Genomic DNA, 14,809 nt, shown 5'->3' on the forward strand with positions numbered 1-14,809 from the left:
TATGAAAGCAATAAAACTACTTGTAGTCAGTCTTTGTCTGTCTGTTTTAGCCGGTTGTGCTGGCGTCATCGTGGCTGGCGCTGCGGCCACCGTTAATGTTGTTACTGACGAACGCAATGCCAAGGAAATGTGGCGTGATAATAATATTGAATTTGAAGTAGCCGGATTAGCCAACAAAGCTCCGTACAAAGGTAATACTCGCTTTAAAGCCAGTAGCTATAAGGGTGTCGTGGTACTAATGGGACAATCACCTGACCAAGGCACATTAGACCAATTTGTTCAGCGCGTTAACCAATTGGAAGGCGTCAACTCAGTTTACAATCAAGTCAGAATTAAGGCCCCTTTATCACTGACTGACATCAGTAAAGACAGTTGGATCACCACTAAGGTGAAATCCCAATTGTTAACTGAAACCGAGCTAATTGCGAAAAAAATCAAAGTCATCACCGAAGATGGAGAGGTATTTTTGACAGGCTGGGTTTCTCAGCAAGATGCGGAACAAGCTGTTGAAATTGCAAGAAATGTATCTGGTGTTAAGCGTGTAGTGAAAGCATTCCAATATTCAAAATAAAGCGTCACGATGTTATTGATTAATCAAAGATGGCTTTATAAAACCAATAAAAAAGCAGCGAATATTCGCTGCTTTTTTTAGGTTTACTTAACGACTCTTAGACTTGGTCGGCCTTTAGGTGGCCTTGGTGGCTCATCATCTGGGCCTTCAAATTCAAGTTCAGGTTCTTTTTCTTGCTCGGTCGCTAAGGACAAAACGGTCTCTTCAACTTGTTCATCACTGTCGAGAATATCGAACTCTTGTTGCTCAATTTCGTCCAGTGTGTCCATGTATGCCTCTTCAACTTCGAACATGGTGCCAGCACCATTTTCGCGCGCGTAAATCGCATGAACCGCATACATAGGAACATAAACCGAGTGAGGTCGACCGTTAAAACGAGCATTGAAAGTAACCGTATCATTACCCATTTCTAGGTTACCGACCGCTCTAGGAGCAATATTTAAGATGATTTGACCATCTTGCACAAACTCCATCGGAACATGAACACCCGGCAAAGTCGCTTCCACCACCAAATGCGGTGTCAAATCGTTGTCAACCAACCAATCATAGTAGGCGCGCAACATGTATGGACGACGTGGTGTCATTATCGATTTTCCCAACGTTGAATTAGCGTACTAAACGCATCTCACGTTCAGCTTCAGTTAGAGAAGCAAGGAATGAATCACGTTCAAATACGCGGTTCATGTAAACTTTAATTTCTTTTGAGCCCGGACCAACTAGCTCGATACCCAACTCAGGTAGACGCCACAATAATGGTGCTAAGTAACAGTCAATCAAGCTGAACTCTTCGCTCATGAAGTATTCGTACTCAGCAAAAATTGGCGCAAGCGTTAGCAAATCATTTTTCAATTTTTCACGTGCTTTGTCAGCTTCTTCTGCGTTACCAGAAATCACTTTCTTCGCTAAGCTGTACCAGTTATTTTCAATACGGTAGATCATCAAACGACTGTTACCACGTGCAACTGGGTAAACAGGCATTAGTGGTGGATGAGGAAAACGCTCGTCCAAGTATTCCATTACGATTTTGGAATCAAACAAAGCTAACTCACGATCAACCAGTGTCGGAACCGTTTTGTAAGGGTTTAACTCGATTAACTCAGCTGGCAAATTCGCTTCGTCAACCAATTCCACTTCAACGCTGACACCTTTTTCGGCCAGAACAATACGAACCTGATGACTATACATATCAGATGCGCCCGAAAACAAAGTCATCACAGAACGTTTATTGGCAGCTACAGCCATGAGCCCTCCAGCATACTTACAGATAATAAAACAATGGAGGCTAAGCCCCCATTGTCAATTTAATTAACAAAATTTAGCGCGCTAATATAGCACAATTAGTGCACATCACGCCAATATTCTTTCTTCAGCAGATAAGCTAGGATAGTGAAGATCACTAAGAAGCCCATTACCCACCACCCTAATGCGTGGCGCTCTAGTTTCACCGGGTCACCAGAGTACTCTAGGAAGTTGACCAAATCGCGAACTGCTTGATCGTACTCTTCTTTGTTCATTTCACCTGAGCCATCAGCTTCAACACCAACCACGACTTGAACTTCCTGACCGTCAACGACTTTAGTTTCAAATACTGGGTTAGGGATACCCTGAAGCTCTTCAAGTACATGCGGCATACCAACCAATGGAAAAACGGTGTTATTTACGCCGAATGGTCTAGATGGATCGGCATAAAAAGAACGCAGATATGTATATAACCAATCCGTGCCACGAACTCGAGCGACAAGCGTCAAGTCTGGTGGTGGAGCACCAAACCATTTCGCCGCAGATTTATCTGGAATGGAGTTTTCCATCAAATCACCGATTTTTGCATTCGGATCAAACACCAAGTTCTCTTTCATGATGTCTAATGGAATACCCAAATCCGTTGCCACGCGCTCATAGCGTTGATACTGAGTTGAGTGACACGCGAAACAGTAGTTCATGAATAACTTAGCACCGCTTTGCAGTGATGCGCGATCGGTTAAGTCATTGTTCGCGGCATCAAGTGGTACTGACGGTCCTGCAGCCATAGCAAGTGAAGGCAACAAAACAAATAACGCTACAATCCATTTTCTCATTTGTATGTCACCCTCTCTGGAAGTGGTTTTGTTGCTTCGTTTTTACTGTAGTAATACAACAACACGAAGAACATGAAGTAACCTAGACTGAATATTTGCGCAAGTAAGGTATATGTTGGAGTAGCAGGTAGTGCTCCCAAAATACCCAGCGCAATAAACGAGATGGTGAACTGGATGATATTGAACAAATGGAACTTGCTGCGGTAGCGGTAAGAGCGCACTTTACAACGATCTAACCAAGGCAGAATAAACAACACAGCAATCGACAAGCCCATAGCAATAACACCGAGCAACTTGTCAGGTACTGCACGTAGAATCGCGTAGAACGGAGTGAAGTACCACACTGGCGCGATATGCTCTGGTGTTTTCAGCGGATTTGCTGCTTCAAAGTTAGGTGGCTCAAGGAAGTAGCCGCCCATCTCCGGGTTAAAGAACAACACGTAGCAGAACAAGAATAGGAAGAAACCTACACCTACTAGATCTTTAACTGTTCCATATGGGTGGAACGGTACTGAATCAATGATGTCATATTTTTTGCTGTAGTAATCGTGGAATTTGAATGATGTCTTATAGTCATCACCCATTTTGCCTTTTGGCAATTTGGTTTCAATGCCATCAGGGTTATTAGAACCTACTTCGTGTAGAGCCAATACATGTAAGACAATCAAGAGCAATAACACTATTGGCAAAGCAATAACATGGAGTGCAAAGAAACGGTTTAGTGTCGCACCTGAGATAACGTAGTCACCGCGAATCCAAAGTGTTAGATCATCGCCAATAAAAGGAATTGCACCAAACAAAGAAATGATTACCTGTGCGCCCCAGTAGGACATTTGTCCCCAAGGCAATAGGTAGCCCATAAAGGCTTCAGCCATTAACACCAAGAAGATCAACATACCAAACAACCAAAGTAGCTCTCTTGGTTTTTGGTAAGAACCGTAAATCAGGCCTCGGAACATGTGCAGGTAGACTACAACAAAGAACGCCGATGCACCGGTTGAATGCATATATCGCAGTAACCAACCGTATTCCACATCACGCATGATGTATTCGATAGAAGCAAATGCCCCTTCACCAGACGGCACGTAGTTCATAGTCAACCAAATACCTGTCAGTATCTGGTTAACTAACACCAACATAGCTAAAGAACCAAAAAGGTACCAAAAGTTGAAGTTCTTAGGCATGGGGTATTCGGATAAATGCTTTTTATAAGCATTCATCGCAGGTAGACGTTTTTCTACCCAATCAAGTAGCGCTTGCATTATGCCTCCCCGTTTTCGTCAACACCGATAACAATGCGTGTATCGGTCAGGTACATATGAGGTGGGACAGCCAAGTTAGTCGGCGCTGGTACCCCTTGAAATACACGGCCAGCCATATCGAATTTAGAACCATGACACGGGCAGAAGAAGCCGGACTTAACACCTTCAACTTGCTCACCAAAATTGCCTCTTTGATGAGTCGGAGAGCACCCTAAGTGGGTACAAATCCCTACTGCAACAAAATACTCGGGATTGATAGAGCGGTACGTGTTCACCGCGTAGTCAGGCTGTTGTGGTTCAGCGGAATCGGGATCTCTTAATTGGCTTGCTAGGCCATCTAGGGTTGTTAATGTTTCTTGAGTTCGACGAACGATCCAAACCGGTTTACCACGCCATTCAACACGTAACAAACCTCCTGGTTCTAGTTTTCCAACATCAACTTCAACAGGAGCCCCAGCTGCTTTAGCCTTAGCACTCGGGTTCCAAGATTTTATAAAAGGCACAGCCACAGCAGCCGTTCCCAACGCACCGACCACAGCTGTGGTGGCGGTCAAAAAACGTCTGCGACTATGATTCAAAGGCGCATTGCTCATCCAAACACTCTCCAGTTGCTCTCTGAAAGAATAGACTTCAATCCCACAGACAGCATGGTTTTTGCTTCCAACAAATATACTAGTACTAATTGTAGGGAGAAATAATAAACAAAAACCCTACTTTTTGACAAGTTAAAGAGACTTTTTTGTAACAAGCGTCAACGAAATCGCAAGATTAATCACAAAAGGCTAGAAAAGTTTTTTTGTGTACCGGAGTCAAGGAGTTATCTGGATTTTATTCGAGCCAAAAAACAAAAAAGCCTGGTTGAAAACCAGGCTTTTTGCTTCGAATTCCGGTAAAAACCGGAGCCAATCCTCTTGAAAGAGAATTAACGCTTCGAGAACTGTGGACGACGACGTGCTTTACGTAGACCAACTTTCTTACGTTCAACGCAACGAGCGTCACGAGTAACGTAACCAGCTGCACGTAGAGTCGGACGTAGAGACTCATCGTATTCCATTAGAGCACGAGTGATACCGTGACGGATTGCACCCGCTTGACCAGAAATACCGCCACCTTTAACAGTAACGTATAGGTCTAGCTTCTCAGTTAGTTCAACTAGCTCAAGAGGTTGCTTAACAACCATACGAGAAGTTGGACGACCAAAGTAATCGTCAAGGCTACGCTTGTTGATTACAATGTTGCCGCTGCCTGGTTTGATAAAAACACGTGCAGCTGAGCTTTTGCGACGGCCAGTGCCGTAGTATTGATTCTCTGCCATTTTCGAAATCCCCAATTAGATGTCTAGTACTTGTGGTTGTTGAGCAACATGGTTGTGCTCAGCGCCAGCGTAAACTTTCAGCTTACGGTACATAGCACGGCCTAGAGGACCACGTGGTAGCATACCTTTAACCGCTAGCTCAAGAGCCATTTCAGGCTTACGATCAATCAACTTTTCAAAAGTGATTGATTTTAGGCCGCCTGGGAACTCAGAGTGACGGTAGTACACTTTTTTCTTAGCTTTGTCGCCAGTTACAGCAACTTTCTCAGCGTTAACAACGATGATGTAATCACCAGTGTCTACGTGAGGAGTGTATTCAGCTTTGTGTTTGCCACGTAGGCGAGATGCAATTTCACTTGCTAGACGACCAAGAGTTTTACCTTCAGCGTCTACAACGTACCAGTCGCGTTTTACAGTTTCTGGTTTAGCAACGAAAGTTTTCATGCTAATAATAACCCGATATTTTTAAAGTTACACTTAAGGAGCATTGCTCCCACTGACTAAGAGTCCCATTCATCACCCCTTCGAGTGGTGGCACACTCGGCAATTAAATTGCCTGCAGTAACGGTGGGTCGCAGGATTATAGAGAAGTCAGATGAAAAAATCATCTTTTTTTCCAAGATTTTTTCACTCATCAAACCTGATTACACCAAGTGTTCTTTAGCTAAATAATCGTGACTTTGCATTTCAATCAGTCGAGAGCGACAGCGCTTGAATTCAAATTCCAATCGTCCTTCGGTATACAATTCATCAAGTGACACTTCTGCCGAAATAATCAGTTTTACGTGTCGCTCGTAAAACTCGTCAACCAGAGCAATAAAACGACGCGCAGCATCATCGCGTTTAGAGTTCATTTGCTTAACATCACTGAGTAGCACCGAGTGATAAAGCATGGATATTTCAATGTAATCGTTTTGACTTCTTGCTGTCTCACACAGCTGTTCGAAACTGGCGTAGAGCACCCCATCGGCAGAAGCGAGAACTTGAATTTCTCGGTGATTAATATCGATGATATTGGAAGTATGTGCCTCATCATGAACTAACTGCTTGTAGTACAGCGTCAAATTTTCCTGCGCTTTTTCATCCAGCGGATAATGGTAAATTTCCGCTTGTTCTAGAGTGCGCAATCGGTAATCCACCCCACTGTCTACATTGAGAATGTCGCAGTTTTCTTCGATCAGTTTTATCGCGGGTAAAAAGCGAGCCCGTTGCAGCCCATTGCGATACAAATCGTGAGGCGGAATGTTGGATGTCGCAACCAGAATCACTTGCCTCGCAAATAGTGCTTCAAACAAAGTACCCAAAATCATTGCGTCAGTGATGTCGGAAACAAAAAACTCATCAAAACAGATAATGTCGGTTTCTTCTTTAAACTTATCCGCGATGATTTCAAGCGGATCACTAACGTCTGAAAGAGCTTTCATTTCATCGTGCACACGATACATAAAGCGATGAAAGTGAACTCGCATTTTCTTTTGTGTCGGCAGTAAGTCGTAGAAGGTGTCAACCAAGTAAGTCTTACCGCGTCCAACGCCTCCCCAAAAATACAAACCGTTTGGCGGTTTAGGAGTCTCTTGAGGTTTCGCAAACCACTTCTTCCAACCTTTAACTTCAGACTGGGGGGCAGATTGGTAATCATTAAACTCATTAAAAAGACGTTGCAGCGCTTCGACTGCCATCTGTTGAGCACTATCTACTTGGAAACCATTTTCTTTAATGTCGTGCTGATACTTGTCTAATGGAGTCATGTTGAGTTGAACTTCTATGAAATTGGGCTAGTGACTTCGTTATGGATATCAGAACACAGTACGTATTGGTCAACAATTACCTACCAACAAACACTGTACATGCATCCATATTTATTGTATTTATCGTTACTTTATCAGTATAAAGACTCATAGTAACATGTGTTGATAACAGTTTGAGAGCCTCGCCTCATCGAGCCAATACTCACTGGTATCAGCGACTCAAAGTGTTCGGGCTTGTTTCGAAGTAGATGAGCACTGTAGATGTAGTTAGGAGAAACTATGCCCTGGATTTATTTAGTAGTTGGAATAGTAATAGGACTCACCGCTGGACTTGCTTTTGCCAAGTTTTTTAATCCGAGTGATAAAAAGAACCGTGACGCTAGCAAAGAGTTGCAAGAAGCCAGATTTCAACTTGAACAGCAAAAGCAAGATTTGGTCGACCACTTTGCTCAAACAGCAAATTTGTTAGATACCTTAGGTAAGGATTACACTCGTTTGTATCAACATATGACACAAACCTCGTCGGAACTCTTACCCAACCTTTCTGAAAAGGACAACCCATTCCATCAGAAAATTGCTCAGTACCAAGTTGAGCAGCAAAAAGAACAAGAGCAAATCACGGACATCTCTAGTGTTGAAGCGCCCAAAGATTATGCAGCAGGCAGCGGAGAACTCACTAAGCCAGCACTAGAATCACTCAGCGCTGAAGAAGCAGCTAAACTAAAGCCTTAATTTCTACTGCACACTACCACTTAATATCAATCAAGCGAGCGTATGCTCGCTTTTTTAATCTGTCCTTCTAACTCATCCGTAAAATACTCGTCCGTTGGGTTTTGCTAACTCGTTGAAACAATGTGACATGAACTTTAACAAGCTTTGTTAGTCATAAAATCTGATTACCCGTTGAAATTCTCCAAATCACGCAAATATTAATTATGGGTAATTGCTATAGGAGTAATGAAATGAAAAAACCTTTGCTTGCTTTGACCGTCTTATCGATGAGTCTAAGCGCTGGATTCCTTTCTTCACCAGCGACAGCCGCACTCCCTTTGTCCGTTGATGGGCAAGAAATGCCAAGCTTGGCGCCTATGCTTGAACGGGTAACACCGGCTGTGGTCAGTATCTCTGTTGAAGGTACACAAGTTTCAAAACGCAGAGTCCCTGATGAATTTCGTTTCTTTTTTGGTCCGGGTTTCCCGGATGAGCAAGTCAGAGAAAGACCATTCCGTGGTTTAGGTTCTGGTGTGATTATCGATGCAAGTGAAGGTCTGATCGTCACCAACCAACACGTGATCAACAACGCTGAAAAAATTCGAATTCGCCTGTCTGATGGCCGCGAATACGATGCAGAATTAATTGGCGCTGACAACATGACGGACATTGCGCTACTTAGAGTAGACGACGTCGACAACCTAACAGAGGTCAAACTGGCCGACTCTGATAACTTACGTGTTGGCGATTTTACTGTAGCAATTGGTAACCCATTTGGTTTAGGTCAAACGGTCACCTCAGGTATCGTTTCGGCGTTGGGCAGAAGCGGATTAAATTTAGGGCAACTCGAAGACTTTATTCAAACCGATGCGGCGATTAACAGTGGTAACTCAGGTGGCGCTCTGGTCAACCTCAATGGCGAGCTTATCGGCATTAATACAGCAATACTTGGCCCTAGCGGTGGTAATGTGGGTATCGGTTTTGCCATTCCGTCTAACATGATGAAAAACTTAGCCGATCAGATTTTGGAATACGGCGAAGTGAAACGCGGTATGTTAGGTGTGCAAGGTGGCGAAGTTACCTCTGAACTCGCAGAAGCCTTGGGTTATGAGTCCAGCCAAGGTGCCTTTGTGGGTCAAGTCGTGCCAGACAGCGCCGCTGACCAGGCGGGTTTGCAGGCCGGTGATATTATTGTTTCACTCAATGGCAAAGCTATCCGAACCTTTAGTGAACTGCGTGCTAAGGTCGCGACACTGGGCGCGGGCAAAACCATTGAACTTGGTGTGATTCGTGATGGGGAAGATAAATCATTTGAAGTGACACTGGGAGAGGCGCAAAACGCCAAGACATCGGCTGAACGACTGCATGAAGGACTAAGCGGTGCACAACTCACCAACACAGATGCAAGTGACCCCATAGAAGGTATCAAAGTCACTGCCGTTGCTGAGGACTCCCCTGCGGCGTCTTACCAGATTCAAACTGGCGACATCATTATTGGTGTCAATCGTCAGCGAGTGAAGAATCTCGGAGAGCTGCGTCAGGTCCTCGATAAAAAGCCGGGAATCTTAGCACTTAACATTCAACGCGGTGATAGAACCCTGTATCTACTCATTCGTTAAAATGAGAATATTGTGATATTCAGAGCGCACTTTCGGTGCGCTCTTTTATTTGTAATGGATGTAGTGCTATCCTATCTAGCTAACAATACAGGGAAAATTGTTGGAGAGTATATGTTGGCGTTCTGGACCCGTTCGGTCTTTCTCGGCCTTGCAACGGCTGTGCTACTTCTGATCGCCGTGCCATCTCTTCGAGTCAATGTCATTCCTGAAGACTTTGCTGAACGTGTTATTAATCAACAAGATCTGCAAATTTCCTTTAAACAAGCGGTAAGACGCGCCGCGCCTGCCGTCGTCAATATTTACAGCCGAAAATTCTCGGAATCCAACCGTACTCAACTGGCAACGCAAGGTCTGGGATCAGGCGTCATTGTCAGTGACAAAGGCTACATCATCACTAACTATCATGTGATTGCCCAAGCTGACCAAGTAATTGTTGCGCTGCAAGATGGCCGAGTGGCGGCCGCGTCTATCATTGGTAAAGACAGACAAACCGATATTGCCGTACTCAAGATTGAAGGTGGCAATTTACCTGTCATCCCATTAAACCCTCAGTATCAACCGGAAATTGGTGATGTGGTGCTGGCAATTGGTAACCCATATAACTTAGGGCAAACGACAACTTTCGGTATTATCTCCGCTACCGCAAGGTATTCCATCGGCCAACAAGCCATGATCCAAACCGATGCGGCAATCAATGCGGGTAACTCGGGTGGCGCACTCATTAATAGCCAAGGAGAGTTGGTGGGAATCAATACCGCGTCTTTCCAACAAGCGACAGAACTCGAAACTTACGGCATTTCTTTTGCGGTTCCTTACGCGTTAGCCAATAGAGTGATGCAAAAAATCATTGCCGATGGCCGCGTGATCCGTGGTTACATCGGGGTAACCGGCGGTGAAATCAATGCGGCGATGGCTCGTGTGATTGGTGAAGGACGCGAATTTGGCATCATGGTGCGCAATATTGATCCAGAAGGTCCAGCCTTTAATTCCGGAATTGAAATTGGTGATATTATCCTGAGAATTAATGGTCAAAAGCTTACTGGACGAAGTGATGTTATGGATATTGTGACTGACTTGCGACCCGGAACTGAGGCTGAAATTTTAGTGCTGAGAAAAGGTGAAGAGCACATCGTCACCATTATTGTTGGCGAAGATAACCGCTAAATCCAAGTGACTTGATTGAACTAGTGACCTAAAAATTACTGCCATTAAATAACTGCTGGTAAAAGAAAACCCAAGAGCGCGCTCTTGGGTTTGTCGTTTTCGTGGCTTAATACTTCTTTTCTATCGCCTACTCTGAGCTTTCGCCGTCCGAATCAGCAACGCTCACTTCAATTTCTGTCACTCGCTGTAAACCTCGTGGCAACAAGCCACCACGTCGGCCGCGCTCTCCTCGATAGTTATCCAAATCAGCAGGCTTCAAACCCAGCTTTCGTTTGCCTGCATATAAGGTCACTGTCGCGCCATTTGGAATCGATATCAGCTGGGTCAGCGTCTCTTCCCGAGATTTCGCTCGTGCCGCTGGTATATTAATGATTTTATTACCCTTACCTTTGCTGAGCTTAGGTAAATCTCGAATTGGGAATAACAACATACGTCCAGTATTGGTTATCGCAAGAATTTCATCCTTATCCAAATCACCAATTGGATACGGCTGTATCACCTCGGAATTAGCCGGCAGATTCACTAGCGCTTTACCACTGCGGTTCTTGGAAAGTAAATCGGCTCCCTGACAGACAAACCCGTAGCCAGCATCAGAGCCAATTAACCACAACTGTTCATGCTCACCCATCACTACATGACGCACACTCGTTCCGTCATTGATGCTTAAACGTCCAGTTAATGGTTCACCTTGGCTACGTGCGGAAGGCAAGGTATGCGCTTCAAGCGAATAAGAACGACCGTCGGTACCCAAGAATACTGCTTGGTTATTACTCTTTCCTCGCGCATGAGCGAGATACCCATCTCCCGATTTATAGTTCAAGCCAGCCGGGTCAACATCATGCCCTTTTGCATGGCGAACCCAACCTTTTTCAGATAACACTACCGTTACGGCTTCACTTGGAATCAAGTCACGCTCAGTTAACGCTTTCGCTTCTGCTCGTTCAACAATAGGCGAACGACGATCATCACCGTATTTGTCCGCATCCGCTTTGATCTCTTTCTTAAGCAAAGTGTTAAGACGTCGCTCTGATCCTAACAACAGCTCCAGTTTGTCGCGCTCTTTGGCTAACTCATCTTGCTCCCCTCGGATCTTCATTTCTTCCAATTTGGCAAGATGACGTAACTTGGTATCTAGAATGGCGTCCGCTTGAATCTCACTGATTCCAAAACGCTGCATTAGTACTGCTTTAGGATCGTCTTCCGTTCGAATAATCTCAATGACTTCATCGATGTTGAGATATGCAATCAGCAAACCTTCTAAAATGTGTAGGCGCGCCAGAACTTTATCTAAACGATACTGTAGACGTCGCTTCACCGTTGAGCGCCTAAATTCAATCCACTCTGAGAGGATCTGTACCAAGCCTTTAACTTGAGGCCGGTTATCCAAGCCAATCATGTTTAAGTTAACGCGGTAGTTCTTTTCTAGATCCGTTGATGCAAACAAGTGGTTCATCAATTGATCACAGTCCACGCGGTTTGATCGCGGTACGACAACAATACGCGTTGGATTTTCATGATCCGATTCGTCGCGAAGATCTTCCACCATAGGTAGCTTTTTCGCTCGCATCTGATTGGCAATTTGCTCAAGTAGCTTTGCGCCAGAAACTTGATGTGGTAACGAAGTAATGACGACTTCATTACCTTCTTTCTGCCAAACTGCACGCATCTTAAGCGAGCCACGCCCAGTTCTATAAATCTTTTCGATATCAGACTTGGACGAGATAATTTCCGCTTCGGTAGGATAGTCAGGCCCTTGTACATACGACATAACATCAGGCAATTCCGCTTTGGGATGGTCAATCAAATGAATCGCAGCATTAGCCACTTCGCGCACGTTGTGTGGCGGGATATCGGTGGCCATACCCACAGCAATACCTGTCACACCATTAAGCAAAATATGTGGCAGACGCGCTGGTAACATTTGTGGCTCTTTCATTGTGCCATCAAAGTTAGGTTGCCATTCAACCGTGCCTTGACCTAGCTCACCAAGCAATACCTCAGCAAATTTGGACAATTTGGCTTCGGTGTATCGCATCGCAGCAAACGACTTAGGATCATCAGGCGCTCCCCAGTTACCTTGACCATCAACCAGTGGGTATCGGTAAGAAAATGGTTGGGCCATCAATACCATGGCTTCGTAACACGCGCTGTCACCATGCGGATGGTATTTACCTAATACATCACCGACAGTACGTGCCGATTTTTTGTATTTGGAACTGGCGGATAGACCCAGTTCAGACATCGCGTAAATAATACGACGCTGAACCGGTTTTAAACCGTCGCCAATATAAGGCAATGCTCGGTCCATGATTACGTACATGGAGTAATTTAAATAGGCGTCTTCGGTAAACTTGCGCATCGGCAGTTGTTCAACGCCATCGAATACTATTTCAGTCGACATCTTTATACCTCTGCCAAATCACCGTTGCTTTGTAGCCAAGTACGGCGATCATCTGCTCGTTTTTTGCCTAAAAGCATGTCCATCATTTCAAATGTGGCATCGTTATCATCAATAGTTAACTGCACTAAGCGACGTGTATTGGGATCCATTGTAGTTTCGCGCAACTGCAGTGGATTCATTTCGCCCAAGCCCTTAAATCGTTGAACGTTTATCTTGGCTTTTTTCTTACTCAACCGCTCCAAAATGCCCTCTTTTTCATCGTCATCGAGGGCGTAATACACTTCTTTACCACAATCAATTCTATACAATGGCGGCATTGCCACATAAACGTGCCCGGCACTGACTAGCGCTTTGAAATGTCGAGTAAACAAGGCACAAAGTAAGGTTGCGATGTGCAAGCCATCCGAGTCCGCATCGGCAAGAATGCACACTTTGCCGTAGCGCAAACAGTCTAAGTTCTCAGTGTCAGGGTCAATGCCCAAAGCCACCGAGATGTCATGAACTTCTTGTGATGCCAGTACCTGATCGGCGGAAACTTCCCAAGTGTTGAGGATTTTTCCGCGCAACGGCATTACCGCTTGGAATTCTCTATCTCGAGCCTGCTTGGCAGAACCTCCCGCCGAGTCCCCTTCCACGAAGAAGATTTCCGTGCGATTAAGATCTTGTTGTGAACAATCGGTCAATTTGCCAGGTAATGCTGGACCCGAGGCCACTTTTTTACGCACCACTTTTTTGCTGGCGCGCATACGGCGATGAGCATTGGCGATACACAGTTCAGCAAGCTGCTCTGCAAGCTGAGGACGTTCATTTAACCAAAGACTAAACGCATCTTTCACCACGCCAGAAACAAAAGCTGCAGTTTGACGAGAAGACAAACGTTCTTTGGTTTGCCCAGCAAACTGAGGATCTTGCATTTTGATCGACAACACATAAGAACAACGATCAAAGACGTCTTCACCAGTGAGTTTTACGCCACGCGGTAATAAGTTTCGGAACTCACAGAACTCTCGCATCGCATCCAATAGACCTTGGCGCAGACCATTAACATGAGTACCGCCTTGTTTGGTTGGCACTAAGTTAACGTAGCTTTCAGTGATCATTTCACCGCCTTCGGGCTGCCAGATAACGGCCCAGGTCGCCATTTCTGTATCAGCAGAGAACTCACCTAAATAGGGTTCTTCCGGCAGAACTTCATAACCTTTGACGCCCTCAGCGAGATAGTCCTTCAGGCCATCTTGGTACAGCCACTTGTGTTCTTCACCATTCACTTTGTCTGAGAAAACAATCTCCAACCCCGGACAAAGCACAGCTTTGGCTCGCAAGTTGTTTACTAGGCGTAATACGGAGAATTTATGGCTATCGAAATATTTGGCATCTGGCCAGAAGTGTACTGATGTGCCGGTATTTCTCATTCCGCACGTGTCGGTCACGGTGAGTTCGGTGACTGCATACCCGTCTTCAAAGGCAATTTCATGTACTTGGCCACTGCGCTTAACCGTAACTTCGACTCGTTTAGAGAGGGCGTTAACAACGGAGATACCGACGCCGTGCAAACCACCTGAAAACTTGTAGTTGTCGTTAGAGAACTTACCGCCAGCGTGAAGCTTGGTTAAGATAAGTTCAACACCCGAAATGCCTTTTTCCGGGTGAATATCAACCGGCATACCCCGACCGTCGTCAATCACCTCAAGTGATTGGTCAGCGTGTAAAATAACTTTGATTTTCTTAGCATGCCCGGCGAGTGCTTCATCCACCGAGTTATCGATCACCTCTTGGGCTAGGTGATTGGGGCGATCCGTTTCGGTGTACATCCCAGGACGATGTCGTACTGGGTCAAGACCTTCTAAAACTGACAGGTCTTTTGCATTATATTGTTCAGTCATGATACGGAAATTCGTTAGGAAAAATTAGAAAAGTGCATCTACTGAGAAGTTTCCTTCATC

At 45.0% G+C, this 14,809-nt stretch carries 14 protein-coding genes; 4 read left to right on the forward strand and 10 right to left on the reverse strand.

Translation table 11 applies throughout. From position 1 onward, the window contains the following. The first annotated feature begins 1 nt into the window (after position 1). Positions 2 to 571 (forward strand): BON domain-containing protein, encoded by a 570-nt coding sequence (locus tag ACXAFJ_RS10885; RefSeq protein WP_475323373.1) that lies wholly within the window; start codon positions 2 to 4, stop codon positions 569 to 571. A gap of 83 nt (positions 572 to 654) precedes the next feature. On the opposite strand, the gene sspB is transcribed toward ACXAFJ_RS10885, so the two are convergent. The 8 genes from sspB to zapE all read right to left on the reverse strand — a co-directional run bounded on the left by sspB (position 655) and on the right by zapE (position 6,971). After that, positions 655 to 1,155, reverse strand: coding sequence for a ClpXP protease specificity-enhancing factor (gene sspB / locus ACXAFJ_RS10890; RefSeq protein WP_475323374.1), 501 nt, complete (start codon positions 1,153 to 1,155; stop codon positions 655 to 657). A 22-nt stretch (positions 1,156 to 1,177) separates the two neighbouring features. Beyond that, positions 1,178 to 1,813, reverse strand: a complete 636-nt coding sequence (sspA, locus tag ACXAFJ_RS10895; protein WP_475323375.1) for a stringent starvation protein SspA — start codon at positions 1,811 to 1,813, stop codon at positions 1,178 to 1,180. 95 nt (positions 1,814 to 1,908) lie between these two features. Beyond that, positions 1,909 to 2,646 (reverse strand): cytochrome c1, encoded by a 738-nt coding sequence (locus ACXAFJ_RS10900; protein WP_475323377.1) that lies wholly within the window; start codon positions 2,644 to 2,646, stop codon positions 1,909 to 1,911. Beyond that, positions 2,643 to 3,908 (reverse strand): cytochrome b, encoded by a 1,266-nt coding sequence (locus ACXAFJ_RS10905; RefSeq protein ID WP_475323378.1) that lies wholly within the window; start codon positions 3,906 to 3,908, stop codon positions 2,643 to 2,645. The genes ACXAFJ_RS10900 and ACXAFJ_RS10905 overlap by 4 nt, the downstream gene beginning before the upstream one ends. Further along, on the reverse strand, positions 3,908 to 4,501 hold the full coding sequence (petA, locus tag ACXAFJ_RS10910; protein WP_475323380.1) for a ubiquinol-cytochrome c reductase iron-sulfur subunit: 594 nt from the start codon (positions 4,499 to 4,501) through the stop codon (positions 3,908 to 3,910). The genes ACXAFJ_RS10905 and petA overlap by 1 nt, the downstream gene beginning before the upstream one ends. A 329-nt stretch (positions 4,502 to 4,830) precedes the next feature. Beyond that, positions 4,831 to 5,223, reverse strand: a complete 393-nt coding sequence (rpsI, locus tag ACXAFJ_RS10915) for a 30S ribosomal protein S9 (protein ID WP_475323381.1) — start codon at positions 5,221 to 5,223, stop codon at positions 4,831 to 4,833. 15 nt (positions 5,224 to 5,238) lie between these two features. Next, complete coding sequence (gene rplM / locus ACXAFJ_RS10920; protein ID WP_475323382.1) at positions 5,239 to 5,667, reverse strand: 50S ribosomal protein L13; 429 nt, start codon at positions 5,665 to 5,667, stop codon at positions 5,239 to 5,241. A 200-nt stretch (positions 5,668 to 5,867) separates the two neighbouring features. After that, complete coding sequence (gene zapE, locus ACXAFJ_RS10925; RefSeq protein ID WP_475323384.1) at positions 5,868 to 6,971, reverse strand: cell division protein ZapE; 1,104 nt, start codon at positions 6,969 to 6,971, stop codon at positions 5,868 to 5,870. A 279-nt stretch (positions 6,972 to 7,250) separates the two neighbouring features. Here zapE and ACXAFJ_RS10930 point away from each other — a divergent pair, with 279 nt between their 5' ends. The 3 genes from ACXAFJ_RS10930 (at position 7,251) to degS (ending at position 10,465) form a co-directional block, all read left to right on the forward strand. After that, the gene (locus ACXAFJ_RS10930; protein ID WP_475323385.1) at positions 7,251 to 7,703 is read left to right on the forward strand and encodes a ZapG family protein; all 453 of its coding nucleotides are present in this window, start codon (positions 7,251 to 7,253) and stop codon (positions 7,701 to 7,703) included. Between the two features lie 230 nt (positions 7,704 to 7,933). Beyond that, entirely contained in the window at positions 7,934 to 9,301 is a 1,368-nt protein-coding gene (locus tag ACXAFJ_RS10935) for a Do family serine endopeptidase (protein WP_475323386.1), read from the forward strand. Between the two features lie 111 nt (positions 9,302 to 9,412). Then, entirely contained in the window at positions 9,413 to 10,465 is a 1,053-nt protein-coding gene (gene degS / locus ACXAFJ_RS10940) for an outer membrane-stress sensor serine endopeptidase DegS (RefSeq protein ID WP_475323388.1), read from the forward strand. Positions 10,466 to 10,592: 127 nt separating this feature from the next. On the opposite strand, the gene parC is transcribed toward degS, so the two are convergent. Then, complete coding sequence (parC, locus tag ACXAFJ_RS10945) at positions 10,593 to 12,866, reverse strand: DNA topoisomerase IV subunit A (RefSeq protein ID WP_475323389.1); 2,274 nt, start codon at positions 12,864 to 12,866, stop codon at positions 10,593 to 10,595. A 2-nt stretch (positions 12,867 to 12,868) separates the two neighbouring features. Then, the gene (gene parE, locus ACXAFJ_RS10950) at positions 12,869 to 14,749 is read right to left on the reverse strand and encodes a DNA topoisomerase IV subunit B (protein ID WP_475323390.1); all 1,881 of its coding nucleotides are present in this window, start codon (positions 14,747 to 14,749) and stop codon (positions 12,869 to 12,871) included. Between the last annotated feature and the right edge of the window lie 60 nt (positions 14,750 to 14,809).

The sequence above is a fragment of the Vibrio sp. ABH4_348 genome (genome assembly GCF_056159765.1).